This is a genomic window from Paracoccus wurundjeri (genome assembly GCF_030678915.1).
In the GTDB taxonomy this organism is placed as follows: domain Bacteria; phylum Pseudomonadota; class Alphaproteobacteria; order Rhodobacterales; family Rhodobacteraceae; genus Paracoccus; species Paracoccus onubensis_A.
The window spans coordinates 296,580-317,647 of sequence record NZ_JAUUTZ010000001.1; the positions used below are offsets into that span (position 1 = coordinate 296,580).

Below are 21,068 nucleotides of genomic sequence, written 5' to 3' on the forward strand. Positions count from 1 at the left end.
AATTTGGGTCTGACTCCCACGTCACAACTTGCGACACCATCCAGCGAAACTCTGCTGGAATTTCCAGACAACCGGCTGTTGATCGATCTGTGCGGCGCCAATGACCGCCACCTCGCCCGCATCGAAGAGGCGTTGGGCGTTCATATCCTGCGGCGCGGCAATCAGCTTGCCGTAGTCGGCAAACCCGAGATACAGCACGAGGCGGCGCAATTGCTGCAAGGGCTTTATGCCCGGCTGGAACAGGGCAAACCCGTCGAGTTGCCCGAGATAGAAGCCGCTCTGCGCATGGGCACGGACAGCGCGACCGAGATCACGCCCGACGAGCAGCTTGAGATGTTTTCCTCGGGCAATTACGAATTGCGTACCCGCAAGAAATCCGTCGAACCGCGGACCGATGCGCAAAAGGCATATGTCCGCTCGTTATTCGAGAACGCGCTGGCCTTCGGCATCGGTCCTGCGGGTACCGGCAAAACCTATCTGGCGGTCGCCGTTGGCGTGACCATGCTGATCGGCGGGCAGGTGGATCGGATCGTCCTGTCGCGGCCCGCCGTCGAGGCAGGAGAGCGTCTGGGCTTTCTTCCCGGCGACATGAAGGAGAAGGTCGATCCTTACATGCAGCCGCTTTACGATGCCCTGAACGATTTCCTGCCCGGCAAGCAGTTGCAGAAGCTGATGGAGGAAAAGCGGATCGAGATCGCGCCTCTGGCGTTCATGCGCGGGCGGACGCTGGCCAACAGTTTCGTTGTGCTGGATGAGGCGCAGAACGCCTCGACCATGCAGATGAAGATGTTCCTGACGCGGCTGGGCGAAGGATCGCGCATGGTCGTCACCGGCGACCGCACGCAGATCGATCTGCCGCGCGGCGTGCAATCCGGCCTCAGCGACGCCGAACGGATATTGGCGGGCGTCAAGGGAATCAGCTTCAGCTATTTCACCGCCAAGGACGTGGTACGCCACCCGCTTGTCGCGCGCATCATCGAGGCGTATGATGCAGAAGCCGAAGCGGCATTGGCGCGCGGCGACAAGGAAGAGGTCCGGGGCGGCTATGTCCCTCGCCGGGCAGCAAGGAAAGATGCCTGACGAGATATCCTCTGATACCGTCATAGAAGACGAGCGATGGAAGGCCGCGGAGCTTGACGCTCTGGCGGCCCGCGCCATCGGGGCGGTCTTGGAATGGCACGGGATCGGCGGCGAGGCCGTGGTGCTGGGCTGCGATGACGCCCGGATCGCGCTACTGAACGCCGATTTCCGTGGCAAGCCGCGCCCCACCAATGTCCTGTCATGGCCCTCGGTCGAGCATGTTCCCCATGAACCCGGCATTCCTCCGGCGCTGCCGGATGTCGGTGAACTGGGGGATATCGCTATCGCCTATGACACCTGCGTCGCCGAAGCCCACGCGCAGGGCAAGCCCTTCGACGATCACGTCACGCATCTGCTGGTTCACGCGACCCTGCATCTGCTGGGCTATGATCACGAAAACGATCCGGACGCAGAAACCATGGAGCGGACTGAGCGTTCCATCCTGAAAAAACTTCGCATTCCCGATCCTTACCAAGAGAAAACCGCATGAGCTCCGAACCCCGATTATCTGCATCCCATCTTGGCGACGAACCCGCCACGCCTGCCGATGGCGTTGGCGGAGAAGGCCGCGATCTTCCTGCCTCGCGCGGCTTTTTCGGCCGCTTTTTCGAGGCGTTGACCGGTCATGAAGACGAGCAGGAAGAACCTGGGGGACAGCAGCTTTCCACTGCGCCCCATGCGCCGGGAATGCTGAACCTGCGCCGGATGCGGGTTGACGATGTGGCGATTCCCAAAGTCGAGATCGTTGCCGCGCCGCTGAATATTTCGCTTGAGGATCTGGTCGAGATGTTCCGCGAACACGGAGTTTCGCGCATTCCGGTATTCCGGGGAACCCTGGACAGTCCGCTTGGCCTGATCCATCTCAAGGATCTGACGCTCAAGCACGGTTTCGGCAAGGGCGGCAAGTTCAGTCTGCGCCCGATGCTGCGCCCGCTGCTTTATGTGCCGCCATCCATGCCCATCGGCGTGCTGTTGCAGCAGATGCGGCAGAAACGGATTCACATGGCACTTGTCATCGATGAATATGGCGGAGTCGACGGTCTGGTGACGATCGAGGATCTGATCGAGCAGGTGATCGGTCAGATCGAGGATGAACATGACGAGGTCGAAGATGGACTTTGGACGGTCGAGAAGCCGGGACAATGGCTGATTCAGGCGCGTGCCGAGTTGAACGAGGTCGAGGCGGAAACCGGTCTGCGTCTTGCCAGTGACGACGAGGACGAAGAGATCGACACGCTGGGCGGGCTGATCTTCATGCTGACCGGACGGGTCCCGCTGCGCGGCGAGGTGATCAGCCATGAATCCGGCGCGGAATTCGAGGTTGTCGAGGCCGATCCCCGCCGCATCAAACGGGTCCGCCTGAGGCTGCCGGATGCCGGAAATGCAAGGCAGCAGGTCGTTGAAAATTAAGATCGTCCACCCTGCCCGCGGCGATTTCCGGGCCGGATTTCATCTTTCTGACAGATTCAGTTAACAGTTTGACAGGAAAGGACACAGGCATCTGCCGCGCGAAGCCGGAAGCATCGCCCCTCCTTTCTTCTTCATTCAAATATCCCGGGGTGCAGGGGGCTGGTCCCCCGCCGTCGCGGGACGTAAAATGCGAGCATCCCTGTTCAGCCGTGGTATGTTTTTAACTGGTCCCTGCGCTCAGGAACTGTATCAGGGCGGCTTCCAGAACCCGGTCGCGCAGATCCGGCGCTTCCATCAGCACCTCGTGCCGGCAGTTCTCGAATTCCAGCAGCCTCGCCCCATCCCAACGGCCCGCACGGTCGCGGATCGCACGCGGAGACACGACCTTTTCGCAATCGCCCAGCGTAATCGTCACCGGCAGATCGGGCGAGGGCAGGGCGGCCAGCCGGTCGCATTCCCTGATTGCTTCCCTGAGCCAGTGCAGGGTCGCGCCGCCAATGGTCAGTTCCGGCCATGAGGCCGCTTCATGCAAAAGCCGGGTCCATTCATCGAGATCGCTGGTCAGCACATTTCCGCCGAATGCCTCATCGACGAAATAGGTGGTTTCGCCACCTGTGCCGGGCACCATCTTTTCACCGAAACCCAGCCTGTCGCCCACCACCGCGAGGGCCTGAACGATCGGGCGGGGGAAGCCGTTCCGCTCCAGCCCCCACATCGGCGCGGAAAAGACCGCGCTTGCCACAGGTAATTCATCGAACAGCGCCGACAACCCGATACAGCCGCCCATCGAATGGCCCAGCAAATGCCAGGGCTTCGGAAGATCGACGGCAGAGGCGGCCACGACCATCTCAAGCACGTCACGCTGATAATCCGCGAATGCACCGATATGACCCCGCCGGGGATCTTCGATCAGCCGGTCGGACATGCCCTGGCCACGCCAATCGATCGCAAGGACCTCGTAACCGGTATCGGTCAGTCTGCGGGCGACGGAGGCATATTTTTCCAGATATTCGGTCCGGCCGGGAAACAGCAGGACTCCTCCCACGGGTTCGACCGTCTCGCAGCGCCAAAGCGCCAATCGCAGACGGATGTCATCCTCGGTCCGGACCCAGAAAGCCGAGCCGGGTTTCAGCGGATCACGCGGAAGCTGGTGAAAGGGGGCCTGTTCGATCATCGGGGCATACTCGGATAAATTTCCGGTTCAGGTCAGTGCCTGACCCAGTTGCATCGCTACGCTCATGTCGCCATCCAGCGAGAGCTTGCCGCTCATATAGGCGGTCATCGGATTGACGCTGCCATCCAGGATACCCTCGAAGGTCTCGCGGCTGGCGGTCAGCGTGACCTCGGCGTCTTCGTCGCCCGCGCGCACGCCGCTTTCGTCGATCATGATCGATCCTTCATCCTCGATCACGAATTTGGCGGTAGAGGAAAAGCTGCCGACCTTTTCCTGAAGCTTTTCGACGGCGGCATTCACGATGTCACTCATTTGATTGCGTCTCCTTGCGCTAACTCTGGTGCCCGACGGGCGGTAAGGTTACATTCGCGCTATGCGCCCGATCCGAAATTTTTACCACCTTATCGTTACGGCAGGCATTCGTGCAATTGTCACCTGCGTGATCGTGATCTGCGCAGCGCAGATTGCCATGGCACAGGATCCGGATATGGATGACCTTTTTGCCAAACTGGCGCAACCCGGTAACGAGGCATGGCGAATCACCGAAGCCGATATCCTGCGCGAATGGTCGAAATCCGGCTCTGCGTCAGTGGATCTGCTGCTGAAACGCGGTGAAGACGCATTGGATACGGGCGATCTTGATGCGGCGATCGGGCATCTGACCGCATTGACCGATCATGCCCCGGATTTCGCTGCGGGCTGGCAATTGCGGGGAACGGCCTATGCCGCGGCGGGCTATTTCGGCCCTGCCATCGCCGATCTGGGCCGGGCGCTGGAGCTGGAACCGCGGCAGTTCGCCGCTCTTACCCAGCTGGGCGCGATTTTCGAAGAGATGGAAAGGACCGAAAACGCATTGACGGCCTATCGTGAAAGCCTGAAAATCCACCCGCATCAGCAAGAGGCCATAGATGCGGTGGCCCGGCTGGAAAAAGAACAGACCGGCACCGATATCTGACCCCATGAACATGTATTCAATCGATCGGGCAATCGATCGGGCGCGCGGCCGGGTGACGGCAGTCCTTGGCCCGACCAATACCGGCAAGACCCATTACGCCATCGAGCGGATGCTGGCCCATCGGACCGGGGTGATCGGCCTGCCATTGCGGCTGCTGGCGCGCGAGGTCTATGACCGGATCGTGAAGGCGCGGGGTCCTTCGGTCGTGGCCCTGATCACGGGTGAGGAACGTATCGTGCCCGAGCGGGTGCAATATTGGGTCGCCACCACCGAGGCCATGCCATCGGTTGCCGCGGATTTCGTCGCCATAGACGAGATCCAGCTTTGCGCGGATCCCGAGCGGGGGCATGTCTTTACCGACCGCCTGCTGAACATGCGCGGGCTGCACGAGACGCTTCTGCTGGGCAGCGACACCATGCGGCCGACCATTGCTGCGCTGGTGCCGGATGTGCAGTTTCAGCGGCGCGAGCGGTTCTCGGAACTGACATGGACCGGATCGAAGAAATTGTCGCGCATGCCCGCGCGTTCGGCCATTGTCGGCTTCAGCACCGATGACGTTTATGCGATGGCCGAGCTGATCCGGCGGCAAAAGGGCGGTTGCGCCGTGGTCATGGGGGCGCTGTCGCCGCGCACCCGGAATGCACAGGTGGCCATGTATCAGGCGGGCGAGGTCGATTATCTGGTGGCGACCGATGCCATCGGCATGGGGCTCAATCTCGATATCCGTCACATCGCTTTCAGTGCGACCCATAAATTCGATGGCCGGCGCGTTCGGGCACTGTTCCCGCATGAGTTGGGCCAGATCGCCGGCCGGGCCGGGCGGCATACCGATTCCGGAAGTTTCGGCGTGACCGGCGAGGCGCAGCCGCTTGACGCCGGACTGATCGAGGCGCTTGAAAATCATCGCTTCGCGCCGATCCAGCGGCTGATGTGGCGCAATGGCGCGCTTGAATTCGGAACGATGGACCGGCTGGTTTCCAGCCTTGAGGCGGCTTCGGGGCATGAGCTTCTGGCACGAGGGCGCGAGGCCGACGATCTGGCGGCACTTAAATCCCTGCGCGACATGCCCGAGATCCGCGACCGGGTGCAGGACGGGCGCGACGTGCGGCTGTTATGGGATGTTTGCCGGGTGCCGGATTTTCGGGGAATATCGCCCAGCGAACATTCCAGCCTTCTTGCCCGGATTTTCGGATTCCTGCGGGAAGGGTCGATTCCGTCCGACTGGATGTCGCAGGCCGTCAAACGGATTGACCGGACCCATGGTGATATAGACGCGCTGTCGAAAAGGCTGGCATATATCCGCACCTGGACCTATGTGGCACAGCGAAGCGGATGGGTCGAGGACGAAAACCATTGGCGCGGCGAAACTCGCGCTGTAGAAGACCGCCTGTCAGATGCGCTGCACGCGGCGTTGACACAAAGATTCGTGGACCGGCGCACATCCGTGCTGTTGCGCCGGCTCAAGCAGAAGGAGAGCCTTGTGGCCGAAGTGAACGACAAGGGCGAAGTGACGGTCGAAGGCGAATTCGCCGGTCGGCTGGAAGGATTCCGTTTCCGTCCCGACCAGACCGCGACAGCGGACGAGGCGAAGATGCTGAACCGGGTCAGTTACGAGGCTCTGCGTCCGCATTTCCACCTGCGCGCGGACCGTTTCTACAACGCTCCCGACACTGAACTGGATTTCACCGAGCAGGGTGGGCTGATGTGGGGCGAGGCCGCTGTCGGCAAGCTGATCAAAGGCGCGGATGCGCTGCATCCCGGTGTCGATATCTTTGTCGACGACGAAGCCGGCGATGAGATCGCCGAAAAGGTCCGCCGCCGTTTGCAGCATTTCATCGACCGCAAGATCGCCGCGCTGTTCGAGCCTTTGCTGAGCATGGAGAAGGACGAGGCGCTTACCGGGCTGCCCAGGGGTTTTGCGTTCCGCCTGATCGAGGCGCTGGGCGTATTGCCGCGCGCAAATGTTACAGCCGAAGTCAAGGATCTGGATCAGGAATCCCGCGGGATGCTGCGAAAGCATGGCGTGCGTTTCGGCCAGTTCACCATCTTCATGCCAGCGCTGCTGAAACCGGCGCCGACGCGGTTGCGGCTGGTGCTTTGGTCTTTGGCCGAAGGGCTGGACGAATTTCCCGAAAGCCCGCCTCCGGGGCTGGTCACGATCCCGCATATTCCCGAAGTGCCTGACGGGTATTACACATTGTCGGGCTATTGCCCTGCAGGCGAGCGGGCGATCCGTATCGACATGCTGGAGCGTCTGGCCGATCTGCTGCGCGCGCAGGATACGCGCGGCGGGTTCGAGGCGACGGCGGATATGCTGTCGATCACCGGCATGACGCTTGAGCAATTCGCGGGGCTGATGCAGGGGCTTGGCTATGCCGCCGAACAGGGCGAGCGTGAAAAGGTGAAAGCGGCCGAATCCGAGGCCCCGGCGGCCGAGGAGGAAGAACGGCCTTCCGATGCGCCGATGACCGAGGAAGAAAGCGTTCTTGCCGCCGAGACGCGCGCCAAATGGGAGGCCGAGCAGGCAGAGAAACGCCGCGCCGAGGCTGAGATGTCCGGAGAAGCGGTGTCCGGCGAAGAGCCTCCGGTCGAGACCGAGATATTCTATACGTTCCGCTGGGCACCCAAGCCGCGCGCCAATCGTCGCCCACAGGGGCAGGGCCGGCGCGAGTCGCAGAAGAATGCGCGATCCGAAGACGGCAAGCCGGGCGGCGGACGCGAAGGCGGCAAGCAAGGTGGCGGGCGCGAGGGTGGAAAGCCGCGCGGCAAGGGCGGCCCCCGAAAGGGTGGCAAGCCACAGGGCCCAAAGACCTTTACATCGCGACCGGAGAAAAAGGCCGATCCCGACAGTCCCTTTGCTGTCCTGGCGGTGCTTAAAGACAAGAAGTGACTGCCGAATCCGACGGTTTGCGCCTTGATAAATGGCTTTTCCACGCGCGGCTGTTCAAGTCGCGCGGGCTGGCGGCATCGCGGATCGAGGGCGGCGGGATCAGGCTGAACGGCCAGCCCTGCCGCAAACCCGGCAAAACCGTGAGGCCGGGGGACAAGCTGGTGGTCTCGATCCGCGGCCATGTGCGCAGCCTTGAGATTCTGGGCCTTGGCCTTCGGCGTGGTCCGGCTCCGGAAGCGCGTAAACTTTATCGTGAAGACGATAGTGGGACAGAAGACGGGTCGCCCGCCATATAGTTGTTGACCCGGAAGTTATTCCCGTATGGATTGTTATTCGCGGCCTGCGCATCTCGGCAGAACACCTGTCTGCACTTTCCCACGGGCGCGAAACCGCAGTCTTTTCGTCATAGGTGGTCTTGAATGATCCCAAGGCCAAGCGTACTTACGCGGCGAACGGAATGGAGCCTATCATGACCTATGTCGTCACGGACAATTGCATTATGTGCAAATACACCGATTGCGTCGAGGTCTGCCCTGTGGATTGCTTCTATGAGGGTGAGAACACCTTGGTCATCCATCCCGATGAATGCATCGATTGCGGTGTCTGCGAGCCGGAATGCCCCGCGGATGCGATCCGCCCGGACACCGAACCGGATATGGAGCAATGGGTCGAGTTCAACCGGAAATATTCCGAGCAGTGGCCGGTGATCACTCAGAAAAAAGACCCGTTGCCCACGGCCGAGGAAATGGATGGCGCCGAAGGCAAGCTGGAGAAATATTTCTCGGAAGCGCCGGGCGAAGGGGATTGAGGCGGATTGTTACAATCCTCTGAAAAAGCGGTTGCAGCTTGCCGCGATTTGCGGGCGATTCGCGGTCGAGATTGCGTGATCGGTAGATTGATATTCTATTAATTATTTGAATATAAATAAAAATACGGTCTTTCTGCACTGCCGCGAAACTTCTTCGCGGCAACTTCCTTTAATGTCTTATTTATGTTATGTTCAATTCCAGTCGCATCTGATGGGAGTCAGAGGCCCGGATGATATGCGCCGCTAGCTGCTGTTCTCGTGTCCTCTGCCGGGCGCGGGCAATTACAATGACCAAAACGGGCCGGACGCGGCATTTGCCGCTTTCGGTCCTTTGCGCCCTTCGCCAGGGCGCCACCTAGAGGAAGCCATATGTCGAAAGCCAAGAAAAACGAATTCCGCCCCGATGATTTCGTCGTTTATCCGGCCCATGGAGTCGGTCGCATCGTGTCGATCGAAGAGCAGGAAGTGGCGGGGCTGCGGCTGGAAATGTTTGTCATTTCTTTCGAGAAAGACAAGATGACCCTGCGTGTGCCCACCGCCCGCGCGACCGAAATCGGAATGCGTGGTCTTTCCACCCCGGATCTGGTGGACAAGGCGCTTGAAACGCTGAAGGGCAAGGCGCGGGTGAAACGTGCGATGTGGTCGCGCCGCGCGCAGGAATACGAGCAGAAGATCAATTCCGGCGATCTGCTGTCGATTGCTGAAGTGGTGCGCGACCTGCACCGCAATGACGAGCAGCGCGAACAATCCTATTCCGAACGTCAGCTTTACGAAGCGGCCCTTGACCGCCTGACGCGGGAAGTCGCCGCTGTCGCCGGGCTGGACGAAGGCGCGGCGCAAAAGCGCGTGGACGAGGTTCTGCTGTCCCGCGCGGCCTGAATAATCCTGAAAGTCATTTTAGGGGCGTCCTATCGCGGGGCGCCTTTTTTCTGGCGCGATTCAGTTTTCTGACCAGACAGCCATTTCCGTGCCTCCCGGTTCGCGAAACTGAAAGCGTCGCCCGCCGGGGAAATCGAAAATCTCTTTGGTGATCCTGCCTCCGGCCGCGCGGATGCGTGCCAGGGCCGCCTCCAGATCATCGCTTTTCAGGACGATCAGTGGTGCGCGCAAACTGACACGTTCGATTCCGCCACCAATCCCTGCGCCCTGTATGTCGCGATAATCGGGACCATATTCGATGAACTCCCAGCCAAAGGCATCCGCGAAAAATTTCTGGGTATCCTCCAGTTCCGGAGAGGCGAATTCCACATAGTCGATCCTTAGCCGATCACTCATCTGCTGATCTCCGATAATGTCGTGACAAGGTTTGAATGTACCTGTTTTGTTCTTTCCGGTCAATCTTGCCATGCGGCGATGGTCTGCTCGTGGACATCTGCAGTCAGCCCTCCTATAACGCCCGCAACTTCCGAACACAGAGGTTTGCATGATCAAGGTTTTCGGCCACACCGCCCCCGACACCGATTCCACCGGCTCTCCCATCATCTGGGCATGGTACCTGAATGAAATCCGCAAGACTCCGGCCAAAGCGATCCTGCAGGGAGAGCCCAATACCGAAGCCGCTTGGATGTTGGAACGCTGGGGGCTGGATAAGCCGGAAATCATCACGGATGTCGCCTCTGGCGAGCAATGCGTGATCGTCGATACCAACAATCCGGCGGAACTGCCCGCCTCGATCAACGAGGCCGAGGTGATCGAGATCATCGATCATCACATGCTGGCCGGTGGGGTAAAGACCCGCACGCCGATCAATATCACCATCCGGCCGCTGGCCTGCACCGCCACGATCATGCACGACCTGATCGGCGAGGATCTCGCCAAGGCGCCCGATGGTGTGAAAGGGGCGATGCTGACCTGCATTCTTTCGGACACGCTGGAATTCCGCAGTCCGACCACGACGCCCCATGACCGCGAGGTGGCCGAGAAAATCGCCGGGGAACTGGGTATCACCATCAGCGAATATGCCGCTGAAATGTTCGCTGCGAAATCCGATGTAAGCGCGTTTTCCGAGGCCGAACTTTTGCGGATGGACAGCAAGGAATTCGAGGTCGGCGGCAAGAAGCTGCGCGTCTCGGTTCTTGAGACTACAGCGCCGCAGGTATTGCTGGATCGCAAGCAGGCTCTGATGGAGGCAATGCCGGGCGTGGCTGAAGGCGATGGCGCCGATGAGGTGATCCTGTTCATCATCGATATCCTGAAGGAAGAGGCAACGCTGCTGGTGCCTAATGACACGGTCAAGGAGATTGCCGAGAAAAGCTTTGATGTCACCGTGAACGGCGACTCGATCGTTCTGCCCGGAGTCATGAGCAGAAAGAAACAGATCATCCCGGTTCTGGCAGTCTGATGAGCCGGATCATCGGGAACCTGTCGCAGATCGGTAGCGAATATGAGGCGCTGTTCTGTGATCTTTGGGGCTGTCTGCATAACGGCAAGCAGCCCTATCCTGCGGCGGTATCGGCGCTGCAAGACTATCGCCGGCAAGGGGGGAGGGTCTGTCTGATGACGAATGCCCCGCGCCCCAAGCAATATGTCATCGCACAGCTCGAACGGATGGGCGTGCCCGGGGACGCCTGGGATCTGGTGGTCAGTTCAGGCGATGCGGCGCAGGACGCGATGTTCGCGGGCGCAGTCGGCCGCAAGGTCTGGCATATCGGCACCAGCAAGGATGACGGGTTTTTCGACGATATTCCGGCAGATTGGACAGATGCCCCTACGGTGTCGCGCGTGTCTCTGGAAGAGGCCGAGGGCATCGTCGTGACCGGTCCCTTCGATGAAGAGAATGAAGTCCCCGAGGATTATCGCGGCAGGCTGACGCAGGCGCGGGAACGGGGGCTAAAATTGCTTTGCGCCAATCCCGACGTGGTCGTGGATATGGGCGAAACGCGGATCTATTGCGCCGGCGCGCTGGCCGAGCTTTATGGGGATATGGGCGGCGAGTCGCTGTATTTCGGCAAACCGCATCCCCCGATCTATGAGCGTGCGCGCCGTCTGATGGATCTTGGCGACAGCGCCCGGGTTCTGGTCGTGGGCGATGGTATCCGCACCGATGTGCTGGGCGCGCAGCAAGAGGCGCTTGATTGCCTGTTCGTTACCGGGGGATTGGCGGCGCAGGCATTCGGACCCGATGTCGAGAACCCGGATGAGGAATTGCTGCGCGAGTGGCTTTCTGCGCATCAGATGACGCCAAAATACAGCATTGGCCGGCTTCGGTAATTCATCCGGCAATAAAATTCCATTTTTCAGGTCGTAAAGAGATATTTTCTTGCGTCACGCAGCCTATGCTGCTATGCAGCATGAATTGATCTGAACCCGGCGCATCTGATGGAACCTGACATGCTGGACAATCTTCCTCGTGGTACGATCGTGATCGAAGATCTCGAACTGGGCATGACGCGCTATCTGCAAAAGCAGGTAACCGATCGCGATATCGAGATGTTCGCCCAGGTTTCGACCGATCACAATCCGGTGCATCTGGACGATGATTATGCGCAGGATACGATCTTCGAGGGGCGGATTGCGCATGGAATGCTGACGGCGGGGCTGATCTCGGCTGTGATTGGGGAACAGCTTCCGGGGCATGGAACGGTCTATCTTGGGCAGACATTGAAATTCATGGCGCCTGTCCGCCCCGGTGACATGGTTCGCGCCGAGGTCACGGTCGAGGCGATCGACCATGCGAAACGTCGGGTGACTCTTGCAACCCGCTGTCTCGTCGGCGATACGGTCGTTCTGAAAGGCGAGGCTGTCGTATTGGCACCAAGTCGTAAGTTCGACTGACGGGGCGGAACGCCCCGATAGGGGGCATTTTGCAGATCCATCGTGACTGGACCGGATTGTCGGCAGATTGTCGTGACGCGACGGTTGCCATGGGTAATTTCGACGGCGTGCATCTGGGCCATCGGGCAGTCATCGAGGCAGCGGCAAAGGCCGCCGACGCGCCCTTGGGCGTTCTGACTTTCGAGCCGCATCCGCGCGAATTTTTCGCCCCCGACGCGCCGCCTTTCCGGCTGATGAATGCCGAGGCCCGGGCCAATCGTCTTGCGCGTCTTGGCGTTCAGCAATTGTATGAACTGCCGTTCAATCAGGTTGTGGCCGGGCTAACCCCCGAAGCCTTTGCCCGCGATGTCCTGACCGACGGGCTGGGTATTCGCCACCTTACGGTCGGTGCGGATTTCCGCTTTGGCAAGGACCGCGCCGGCGATGCTCGGGTTCTTTCCGCACTTGGTGCGCAGATGGGTTTTGGCGTGACGATCGTGCCGCTGGCCGGAACGGCGGGACAGGAATACAGCTCGACCGCTATCCGCAAGGCACTGGCCGAAGGCCGGACGCGCGATGCCGAAAAGATGCTTGGCCATTGGCACCGGATCGAGGGCGAGGTTGTCCATGGCGACAAGCGCGGAAGGGATTTCGGCTGGCCCACCGCGAATATGAGCATGGAAGGGCTGCATCTGCCGCGACTGGGCATTTATGCGGTGCTGGTCGATGTGCTGACCGGCCCCGACCGCCTGTCCTGCCGGGGGGTCGCCAGTCTGGGCGTGCGGCCCATGTTCGGTCGCAATGCTCCGAATCTTGAAGTGCATCTGTTCGATTTTTCTGGCGATCTGTACGGTCAGCATCTGTCCGTCGCTCTGGTGGAATTTCTTCGCGATGAAGCGAAATTCGACTCGGTCGACGTGCTGATCGAGCAGATCGGCAAGGATGCGGAACAGGCGCGCGCGATTCTTGTAGGCGCGTGATGCGCGAGCGGTTCTGGGAATTGCCGCTAGAGCAACTGACCCCCGGCGAATGGGAGGCGCTTTGCGACGGCTGTGGGCGCTGTTGCCTGAACAAGCTGGAATTCGAGGATACGGGCGAATTGGCGTTCACCCGGGTGGCTTGCAAGCTTCTGGACGGGCATAGCTGCCGCTGCGGCTCTTATGCGAACCGGCACGATTATGTGCCGGAATGCGTGGTTCTGACGCCGAAAAAGCTGAAAGAGATCGATTGGTGGCTGCCCAGAACCTGCGCCTATCGGCTGCGATCCGAAGGCAAGCCGTTATATGACTGGCATTATCTGATCTCGGGCGATGCTGAATCGGTGCATCGGGCCGGGATTTCGGTGCGCGGCTGGACCGTCAGCGAGGCGGTGTTGCCTGAAGAAGATTGGGAAGATTATATCATCGAGGATCTGTCATGAATTTCGCCTCCGACAATACCTATGGCGCGCATCCCGCGGTGCTCGCCGCATTGAGCGACTGCAATGACGGCGCGGTGATGGGATATGGGGCGGACCCGGTCACTGCGCGGGCAGAGGCCGTGATCCGCGAGGTTCTGGAAGCGCCGCAAGCCGTGGTGCGTTTCGTGGCGACAGGTACAGCGGCGAATGCGCTGGTCTGCGGGCAATATGCGCCGCGATACGGGCGGATCTATTGTCATCAGGATGCGCATATCGAAACCAGCGAATGTGGGGCGCCAGAGTTCTTCACGGGCGGCGCCAAGCTGGTGACGGTGCCGGGCAATTGCGGCAAGATGCAGCCCGATGAGCTGGCCTCCCGCATGTGGCGCGGTGCCGCCGGGGGCATGAATGGCGGGCGCAATGGGTTGATCTCCATCACGAACGCAACCGAATGGGGCACGATTTATTCGCTGCCGGAAATTGCCGCGATCGCTGATGTCGCGCATGAGGCCGGGCTGCCTTTGCATATGGATGGCGCCCGGTTCGCCAATGCCGTCGCGGCAGCCGGTTGTTCGGCGGCGGATATGTCATGGCGCGCGGGCGTGGATGCGCTGTGTTTTGGCGGCACCAAGAACGGTGCGATGGGGGCCGAGGCCGTGGTGTTCTTTGATCCCGCGCATGCCGAGGATTTCGATTACCGGCGAAAGCAATCGGGACATGTCTTTTCCAAGCAGCGCTTTCTGGCGGTGCAGATGCTGGCACTGCTGGAGGGGGGGCTTTGGCTGGAACTGGCGAAACATGCCAATGATCTGGCTGCTGGACTGGCAGAAGCAATCCTTGCCGCCGGAGGCGATTTGCTGGCGCCGGTGCAGTCGAACGCGGTTTTCGCGACAATTCCGCCCGAAGCCCATGCAAGGGCGAAGGAAGCTGGCGCCATTTATTACCTGTGGCCCGATAAATCCGCCGAAGGCCAGGATCCCGTGCCGATCCGGCTGGTAACGGCATGGAACACCCCGGATGCGGATGTCGCCGCCCTGATCGCGGCGTTGAAAGGTTAGGCGGCTGTTAGCCGTTCAATGCCTTCAGCAATAAGGCAAGCGCGTGGCCGACCGTTGCCGTGCGCACATCGCTGCGGCCTATGGCACCGAATTCGACGGTTTCCGTTGTCACTCCAAATGCCGTCGCCACGCCAAAGCAGACCCGGCCTTCCGGCTTGTGCTCGGAGCCGCCGGGGCCGGCGATTCCGGTGACGGCAACGGTCAGGGACGCCTCTGAGCGGGACAGCGCGCCCATCGCCATCTCGGCTGCGATCTGTTCGCTGACGGCGCCATAAACGGTTAGCGTCTCGCTGCGAATGCCCAGCATCTGCTGTTTGGCGGCATTGGAATAGGTGACAAAGCCACGATCCAGGACATCGGAGGAGCCGGGTATCTCGGTTAACGCGGCGGCGATCAGCCCGCCCGTGCAGCTTTCGGCGGTGGCGATCATCACGCCACGGGCACGGGCGGCATCCAGAACATCACCCGGGGAGGTCACAGGATCACCAGATGAAACAGGGCGGCTGCAATCACAGTGGCAATACCCGCGAACAGCCCGGCCCAGAGATCGTCCTTCATCACCCCTGCCGCCGTGCCTTCCCGGTCGGCGCGGCCCACCAGCCAGGGCTTCCAGATGTCGAACAGGCGGAAGAACAGGAACGCTGCCACCCAGCCCGGCCAGGGAAAAACATGGCTTGGCATTTGCGCAAAGAAGAACCCCGCCGAGGGGAAGCAGAGCGCAATCCATTGCCCTGCGATTTCGTCGATGACGATTTCGCTGCGGTCGGGATCGTCCAAGCCGTCGGTAAACCGGCGCACGGCCCAGAAGCCTGCCACCGTCACGGCGAGGGTGGCGGCGGCCAGCAGCGGGAAATGGCCAAGCCGGTGGATCAGGACGCCAAGCAGGACCGCGATTGCCGAGGCCCAGGTGCCGGGGGCAGGGCGCAGCAGACCGGCGCCGAACCAGATGCAGAGAAGGCGGGGCATGGAAGCTCCTTTGATATTTGCTTCGTTCTAGCGAGTCGGGAACCGGGAAACCAAGCAGATTTGCAATTTTTGATGCGGCATGACCTGATGGCTTGTCCGCGTCGCCGTGCGCTATCCTCCGATCAGTGTCGCCGTCGCGATCGCGGCGATGCCTTCGCCGCGCCCGGTGAAGCCCAGACGCTCGGAGGTGGTGGCTTTCACGCTGATCCGTCCGGTTTCGACCTGCATGATTTCGGCAAGGCGGGTTTGCATCGCGTCAGCATGGGGGCCGATTTTCGGAGTTTCACAGATCAGCGTCACATCGGCATTGCCAAGGCGGAAGCCGCGTTCCCGTGCCAGATCGATAGCGTGACGCAGAAAGACATGGCTTTCAGTACCCTTCCATTGCGGATCCGAAGGGGGGAAGTGCCGGCCGATATCGCCTTGGGCCAATGCGCCATAGATGGCGTCTGTCAGGGCATGCATGCCGACATCGGCATCGGAATGGCCTTTCAGCCCGGAATCATGCGGGACGCGGATACCGCAAAGCCAGACATGGTCGCCCGGCTCGAAAGCATGCACGTCAAAGCCGTTGCCCATACGGATATCCATCGCGTTCCCCATCAATCGTTCGGCCCCCATCAACCGTTCGGCACGTGCGAAATCGTCTGGCCATGTGATTTTCAGATTGTCTTCACTGCCCGGCGTGATCGTGACCTCGAGCCCGATCTTCAAGGCAAGCGCCACGTCATCGGTCGCCCCTCCGGGATGCATCCGATGCGCGGCAAGAATTTCAGGAAGACGGAACCCCTGCGGCGTTTGCGCGCGATACAGGCCGTCGCGGGTGGTGATCGCGGTGACATTGCCGCCATCGCCACGCCATAGCGTATCCGATACGGGCAGGGCGGGCGCGGCGGCCACCGCACCGCCCTGCAAGGCGTCGACCACGCCCTGAATGACCGAGGCGGGCGTCAGCGGGCGCGCGCCGTCATGGACCAGCACATGGCTTGCCTGTCCTTCAAGCGCAAGCAGCCCGGCCATCACGCTGGCCGAGCGGGTCTCACCGCCGGTGACGATGGTGACGGGGCCTGCAAAGCGGGTGACGGCGTCTGCCATGTCATCGGGATGAACGACCAGAACGATGCGGTCAAAACCCGCGAATGCCGCAAGCGTATGGGCGATGACCGGCTGGCTGCCAAGGTTACGCCACTGCTTGGGCCGGTCGCTTCCGGCCCGCGCGCCGCGCCCGGCGGCGGTGATGATTGCGGCATAACCTGCTGGGGCGCGCACAGTCATCCGAAAGCGATCAAGCGTGATCGGGCATGTCGCCCCTGATGGCGCGGGCGAATGCGCTGCGGTAAAGCCCGGACAATTCGGCAAGCGGCGCGCTGTCATCGCCCAATGTCACGCTGTCCCCGCCTATGCGTCCGACCACGGCAACCGGGACCAAGGCGGCTTCGGCCGCATCCATGAGCGCCTTTGCCGAGACTTCGGGGCAGGCGACCAGATAGCGGGCCTGATCCTCTCCGAATAGCTGGGCGATATCCGTGCTGTCGAGAACAAGGCCGCGCCCGCCATGCTCGGCCATTTCAAAACCGGCAAGCGCAAGGCCGCCATCCGACAGATCCGTGGCGGCACTGAAAAGCGCCCGATTGGCGCGGATGAATTCGCCGTGTTTCCGCTCGGCCGTCAGATCCACGGGCGGCGCATCGCCTTCTTCCAGATCAAAAGCCTCTGCGGCCAGAGCCGATTGACCAAGATGTCCCCGCGTCTCGCCGATGAGGACAAGCAGATCGCCATCCGCAAGCACCGGCTCGATCATCTCGTCGAGATGCGGAATCAGTCCCACGCCGCCGATGGTAGGGGTGGGCAGGATGCCCTTGCCGTCGGTTTCGTTGTAAAGCGAGACATTGCCCGAGACGATGGGGAAATCAAGCGCCCGGCAGGCCTCTCCGATACCTTTGATCGCGCCGACGAACTGCCCCATGATCTCGGGCTTTTCGGGATTGCCGAAATTCAGATTGTCGGTGGTGGCCAGCGGTATCGCCCCCACGGCGCAAAGGTTGCGATATGCCTCGGCCACGGCCTGCTTGCCGCCCTCATAGGGGTTGGCGCGGACATAGCGGGGGGTCACGTCGCTGGTGAAGGCAAGCGCCTTGTCGGTTCCGTGCACCCGCACCACGCCTGCGCCAAGGCCCGGACGGCGGATCGTGTCGGCGCCGACCTGTGTGTCATATTGCTCCCATACCCATGATTTATGCGCGTAATTGGGCGAGCCCAACAGCGATTTCAGGGCCGCTATCGGGGTAATCGCAGGCAAAGCCGTGGCCGGTGGGGCAGGAGGCGTTTCTATCCATGGGCGGTCATATTCCGGCGCGCTTGATGAAAGCTTCGACAGGGGAAGATCGGCCTTTACCTCATTGCCATGCAGGATCAGGAAACGATCTTCGGCGATGGTCTCGCCGACAATGGCGAAATCCAGATCCCATTTCTCGAAGATCGCCCGCGCCTCGGCTTCTTTCTCGGGCTTCAGCACCATGAGCATGCGTTCCTGCGACTCGGACAGCATCATCTCATAGGCGGTCATATTGGTTTCGCGCTGCGGCACATCGTCCAAAACCAGCCGGATGCCCAGCCCGCCCTTGTCGCCCATCTCGACGGCGGAACAGGTCAGACCTGCCGCGCCCATATCCTGAATGGAAATCACGCTGCCCGAGGCCATCAGCTCAAGACAGGCTTCCAGCAGGCATTTCTCGGTGAAGGGATCGCCGACCTGAACGGTGGGGCGCTTTTCCTCGATCGTGTCGTCGAATTCGGCACTGGCCATGGTCGCGCCGCCCACGCCGTCGCGCCCGGTCTTTGCGCCCAGATAAACGACCGGCATGCCAACACCCGAAGCGGCGGAGTAAAAGATCTTGTCGGTATCGGCCAAACCTGCCGCAAAGGCGTTCACCAGACAATTGCCGTCATAGGAGGCATGGAACCGCACCTCGCCGCCCACATTCGGTACGCCGAAACAATTGCCGTAAGAACCGATCCCCTCGACCACGCCCTTGACCAGATGCGGGGTCTTGGGATGTTCGGGCCGCCCGAAGGACAGCGAATCCATCGCGGCAATGGGGCGCGCGCCCATCGTGAACACGTCACGCAGAATGCCGCCCACACCGGTCGCCGCGCCCTGATGCGGCTCGATATAGCTGGGGTGATTGTGGCTTTCCATCTTGAAAACCACGGCCTGACCGTCGCCGATATCGACGACGCCCGCATTCTCGCCGGGGCCGCAGATCACCTGCGGGCCCTCGGTCGGCAGGGTGCGCAGCCATTTCTTGGACGATTTATAAGAGCAATGCTCGTTCCACATGGCCGAGAAGATGCCAAGCTCGGTAAAGCTTGGTTCGCGTCCGATGATCTGCAGGATGCGGTCATATTCATCGGGCTTCAGTCCGTGCGCGGCGATCAAGTCCGGGGTGATCGACGGTTCCTGCATGTCTGGCCCTTCCTGCCTGTGGAGTCTGGCGCCTTTTATGACTTGCAAGAGGATATGGAAAGGGCGGTTTATTCTGTTTCCGGCCTGTTATCGCCCGGTTTGATCCATTCCATGACGTGATGATAGGGCATCCGGCGGTAGCGTTTGGTTCTGAAAGCCTCGCCGCCTTGTGGCAAGGGTTCGTCGAAATGAGAGAGCTGCAACCCCGAGGCCAGCAAAAGCTGCAGATAGAAACTGAAGGGCCGGTGCCAGTTGCGAATAGTGATCCCGGACCAGCTTGCCCATTCGGCACGCGCTTCCAGATAATTGTCCATGACGAAATAATCCGCGCCGTCTTCGCGCCTGCGCCAGTTTCCCGCCGTGGCGAAGCTGTTGAGATTTGCGATCAGCAACGCGCCATTTGGCCTCAGGACACGGGTCATCTCGGCAATGGCGGCCTCGATCTCGTCGATATCGATCAGCGTCAGGTAGCTGACCACAAGATCAAAGCTGGAATCCTCGAAGGGCAGCTTCTCGGCCTTGGCGTCGAGATAGCGTCCCGCAGGGTCGCGGGCTTGCGCCGCTTCGCGCAGGGCGGCTGTCGGCTCTATCCCGATCGGGTCCAGCCCGGCTTCGCGCAGCATCCGGCAAAAGCGGCCCTCACCGCTGCCGATATCCAGCGCAGTCGTGAACCCGCGGCCGCTGACGCGGGCCATCATCGGCCCGTCAAGAACATGCCGGCGCGAGAAATCACCATGCTCACCGATCGCCGCGAGCCAGCCGGTGGCGGAACTGTCCCAACCATTATCCTGCATATCCATCCCTGCCGCCTTTCCTGATGCATGAAAAAGCGGCAACCTAGAGTAGCTTGCCTGCCTTGGGAAGGGAGCGACGGTTTCAGGGATGGTGATTTTTTCCGGATTTCCCGCCGTCGTAAAAAAAAGCCGGGCACAAGGCCCGGCCTAAGTCCAACAGGGAGGTAGAAGGTGATGAGCGATTACGCAAATCATCGCCTTCGCAGACCGATCTATGTGCAGGTTGTGTATCCTTCAAGTGGAAACAGGCTGTTGTCGCAGCATAGCGGCCATGCAGTGACCGAATGGCTTCATGACAAAGTCGCGGATTTCCCCAGGAAAACGCCTATTCGGCAATTTTCCGCCGGTCGCGCTGCGGTTAGGCTTGCAGCGATTTTCCGGCTTCGCTTTGCCAGCGGCGATAGGCTTGGATCTCTTCCAGAACGAAATCGCGGAATACGGCGACCCGGCGGGTCTGCCGAAGCTCTTCCGGATATGCCAGAAAAACCGGCACCACGCCGGATTCGATATCGGGAAGAACCCGGATCAGATCCGGATGATCCGCCGTGAGATAATCCGGCAGGACACCGATTCCGACATTGGCCAGAACCCCTTGCAGAACGCCGAAGTAATTATTCACCGTCAGGGTCGAGACGACATTCTGCGCCATGACCTCTTCGATCAGCTTGGCGCCCGCCGCAACCTGAGGTTGATCAGCTTTCTGACAGACCATCCGATGAGTGGACAGTTCGGCCATGCTGCCCGGTGTTCCGGCGCGGTCAAGATAATCCTGCGTCGCATAAAGGCGCATACGGATATTCAGCAGACGGCGGCGGATCAGATCGGACTGGCTTGGTTCTTTCATGCGGATCGCCACATCGGCCTCGCGCATGGGCAGGTCCAGAACACGTTCTTCCAGCATCAGGTCGATTTTGAGATCGGGATATGTCTCGTAGAGTTTCACCAGACGGGGGGCCAGCCAAAGGGAGCCGAAACCGACGGTGGTCGTCACCTTCAATTCGCCGAAGACATGTTCCGCCGAGTCGCGCATCTTGGCCGAAGCACTGTCAAGCTTGCGCGCCATGGAGGATGTGGCGTCAAACAGCAGTTCTCCCTGTTCGGTCAGAATCAGGCCGCGTGCATGGCGGTGGAAAAGCGTGGTTCCCAGCGCCTCTTCAAGCGCGCGGATCTGGCGGCTGACGGCGGATTGAGACAGATGCAGCGTGTCGCCGGCATGTGTCAGGCTGCCGGCATCAGCAACCGCGTGAAATATTCTTAGCTTGTCCCAGTCCATCGCTGTTACAATCCTGCCTTACCAGCTATGCGTTTTTTGCAA

23 protein-coding genes are annotated in these 21,068 nt (G+C 60.8%); 14 read left to right on the plus strand and 9 right to left on the minus strand.

What is annotated here, in order from left to right:
- The first annotated feature begins 3 nt into the window (after positions 1-3).
- The 3 genes from Q0601_RS01610 to Q0601_RS01620 are packed head-to-tail and all read left to right on the plus strand — an operon-like array spanning position 4 to position 2,490.
- A complete protein-coding gene (locus Q0601_RS01610; RefSeq protein WP_305286408.1) occupies positions 4-1,080 on the plus strand; it encodes a PhoH family protein in 1,077 nt (358 codons plus the stop codon).
- Positions 1,073-1,570, plus strand: a complete 498-nt coding sequence (ybeY, locus tag Q0601_RS01615; RefSeq protein ID WP_305286409.1) for an rRNA maturation RNase YbeY — start codon at positions 1,073-1,075, stop codon at positions 1,568-1,570. Before Q0601_RS01610 ends, ybeY begins: the two co-directional genes overlap by 8 nt.
- The gene (locus Q0601_RS01620) at positions 1,567-2,490 is read left to right on the plus strand and encodes a hemolysin family protein (RefSeq protein WP_305286410.1); all 924 of its coding nucleotides are present in this window, start codon (positions 1,567-1,569) and stop codon (positions 2,488-2,490) included. Before ybeY ends, Q0601_RS01620 begins: the two co-directional genes overlap by 4 nt.
- A 220-nt stretch (positions 2,491-2,710) precedes the next feature.
- Here Q0601_RS01620 and Q0601_RS01625 read toward each other — a convergent pair whose 3' ends face one another.
- Both Q0601_RS01625 and Q0601_RS01630 read right to left on the minus strand, forming a co-directional pair.
- On the minus strand, positions 2,711-3,664 hold the full coding sequence (locus Q0601_RS01625; protein ID WP_305286412.1) for an alpha/beta fold hydrolase: 954 nt from the start codon (positions 3,662-3,664) through the stop codon (positions 2,711-2,713).
- A 27-nt stretch (positions 3,665-3,691) separates the two neighbouring features.
- On the minus strand, positions 3,692-3,976 hold the full coding sequence (locus Q0601_RS01630; protein WP_119748546.1) for an SCP2 sterol-binding domain-containing protein: 285 nt from the start codon (positions 3,974-3,976) through the stop codon (positions 3,692-3,694).
- A gap of 175 nt (positions 3,977-4,151) precedes the next feature.
- Between Q0601_RS01630 and Q0601_RS01635 the strand changes: the two genes are divergently transcribed.
- The 5 genes from Q0601_RS01635 to Q0601_RS01655 all read left to right on the plus strand — a co-directional run bounded on the left by Q0601_RS01635 (position 4,152) and on the right by Q0601_RS01655 (position 9,196).
- Positions 4,152-4,619, plus strand: a complete 468-nt coding sequence (locus Q0601_RS01635; RefSeq protein ID WP_305286415.1) for a tetratricopeptide repeat protein — start codon at positions 4,152-4,154, stop codon at positions 4,617-4,619.
- A 4-nt stretch (positions 4,620-4,623) separates the two neighbouring features.
- Positions 4,624-7,509, plus strand: coding sequence for a helicase-related protein (locus Q0601_RS01640; protein ID WP_305286417.1), 2,886 nt, complete (start codon positions 4,624-4,626; stop codon positions 7,507-7,509).
- A complete protein-coding gene (locus tag Q0601_RS01645; RefSeq protein ID WP_305286419.1) occupies positions 7,506-7,805 on the plus strand; it encodes an RNA-binding S4 domain-containing protein in 300 nt (99 codons plus the stop codon). Before Q0601_RS01640 ends, Q0601_RS01645 begins: the two co-directional genes overlap by 4 nt.
- A gap of 173 nt (positions 7,806-7,978) precedes the next feature.
- Positions 7,979-8,317, plus strand: a complete 339-nt coding sequence (fdxA, locus tag Q0601_RS01650) for a ferredoxin FdxA (RefSeq protein WP_119748542.1) — start codon at positions 7,979-7,981, stop codon at positions 8,315-8,317.
- Positions 8,318-8,686: 369 nt separating this feature from the next.
- Positions 8,687-9,196, plus strand: coding sequence for a CarD family transcriptional regulator (locus Q0601_RS01655; RefSeq protein ID WP_119748540.1), 510 nt, complete (start codon positions 8,687-8,689; stop codon positions 9,194-9,196).
- Between the two features lie 60 nt (positions 9,197-9,256).
- On the opposite strand, the gene Q0601_RS01660 is transcribed toward Q0601_RS01655, so the two are convergent.
- Entirely contained in the window at positions 9,257-9,592 is a 336-nt protein-coding gene (locus tag Q0601_RS01660) for a VOC family protein (protein WP_305286425.1), read from the minus strand.
- 148 nt (positions 9,593-9,740) lie between these two features.
- On the opposite strand from Q0601_RS01660, the gene Q0601_RS01665 reads away from it, so the two are divergent.
- The 6 genes from Q0601_RS01665 (at position 9,741) to Q0601_RS01690 (ending at position 14,527) form a co-directional block, all read left to right on the plus strand.
- A complete protein-coding gene (locus Q0601_RS01665) occupies positions 9,741-10,658 on the plus strand; it encodes a manganese-dependent inorganic pyrophosphatase (RefSeq protein WP_305286428.1) in 918 nt (305 codons plus the stop codon).
- Positions 10,658-11,527: a TIGR01459 family HAD-type hydrolase gene (locus Q0601_RS01670; RefSeq protein ID WP_305286429.1), complete on the plus strand. Its 870-nt coding sequence runs from the start codon at positions 10,658-10,660 to the stop codon at positions 11,525-11,527. The genes Q0601_RS01665 and Q0601_RS01670 overlap by 1 nt, the downstream gene beginning before the upstream one ends.
- A gap of 120 nt (positions 11,528-11,647) precedes the next feature.
- On the plus strand, positions 11,648-12,091 hold the full coding sequence (locus Q0601_RS01675; protein ID WP_119748534.1) for a MaoC family dehydratase: 444 nt from the start codon (positions 11,648-11,650) through the stop codon (positions 12,089-12,091).
- Positions 12,092-12,120: 29 nt separating this feature from the next.
- Positions 12,121-13,050 (plus strand): bifunctional riboflavin kinase/FAD synthetase, encoded by a 930-nt coding sequence (locus tag Q0601_RS01680; protein ID WP_305286432.1) that lies wholly within the window; start codon positions 12,121-12,123, stop codon positions 13,048-13,050.
- Positions 13,050-13,490, plus strand: a complete 441-nt coding sequence (locus Q0601_RS01685; protein ID WP_305286433.1) for a YcgN family cysteine cluster protein — start codon at positions 13,050-13,052, stop codon at positions 13,488-13,490. The genes Q0601_RS01680 and Q0601_RS01685 overlap by 1 nt, the downstream gene beginning before the upstream one ends.
- Positions 13,487-14,527 carry a threonine aldolase family protein gene (locus Q0601_RS01690; protein ID WP_305286435.1) on the plus strand — a complete coding sequence of 347 codons (1,041 nt, stop codon included), beginning with the start codon at positions 13,487-13,489 and terminating at the stop codon, positions 14,525-14,527. The genes Q0601_RS01685 and Q0601_RS01690 overlap by 4 nt, the downstream gene beginning before the upstream one ends.
- A 7-nt stretch (positions 14,528-14,534) precedes the next feature.
- Here the strand turns inward: Q0601_RS01690 and Q0601_RS01695 are convergent, their stop codons facing one another.
- From Q0601_RS01695 to Q0601_RS01720, 6 genes are all read right to left on the minus strand, one after another.
- Positions 14,535-15,005, minus strand: coding sequence for a CinA family protein (locus tag Q0601_RS01695; RefSeq protein WP_305286437.1), 471 nt, complete (start codon positions 15,003-15,005; stop codon positions 14,535-14,537).
- A complete protein-coding gene (locus Q0601_RS01700; protein ID WP_305286439.1) occupies positions 15,002-15,493 on the minus strand; it encodes a phosphatidylglycerophosphatase A family protein in 492 nt (163 codons plus the stop codon). The genes Q0601_RS01695 and Q0601_RS01700 overlap by 4 nt, the downstream gene beginning before the upstream one ends.
- Before the next feature lie 111 nt (positions 15,494-15,604).
- Positions 15,605-16,768, minus strand: coding sequence for a bifunctional 2-C-methyl-D-erythritol 4-phosphate cytidylyltransferase/2-C-methyl-D-erythritol 2,4-cyclodiphosphate synthase (locus Q0601_RS01705; RefSeq protein ID WP_305286442.1), 1,164 nt, complete (start codon positions 16,766-16,768; stop codon positions 15,605-15,607).
- 10 nt (positions 16,769-16,778) lie between these two features.
- A complete protein-coding gene (purL, locus tag Q0601_RS01710; RefSeq protein ID WP_305286444.1) occupies positions 16,779-18,959 on the minus strand; it encodes a phosphoribosylformylglycinamidine synthase subunit PurL in 2,181 nt (726 codons plus the stop codon).
- A gap of 68 nt (positions 18,960-19,027) precedes the next feature.
- The gene (locus Q0601_RS01715) at positions 19,028-19,759 is read right to left on the minus strand and encodes a class I SAM-dependent methyltransferase (protein WP_305286446.1); all 732 of its coding nucleotides are present in this window, start codon (positions 19,757-19,759) and stop codon (positions 19,028-19,030) included.
- 352 nt (positions 19,760-20,111) lie between these two features.
- The gene (locus Q0601_RS01720) at positions 20,112-21,026 is read right to left on the minus strand and encodes a LysR family transcriptional regulator (RefSeq protein ID WP_305286448.1); all 915 of its coding nucleotides are present in this window, start codon (positions 21,024-21,026) and stop codon (positions 20,112-20,114) included.
- Positions 21,027-21,068 lie beyond the last annotated feature (42 nt).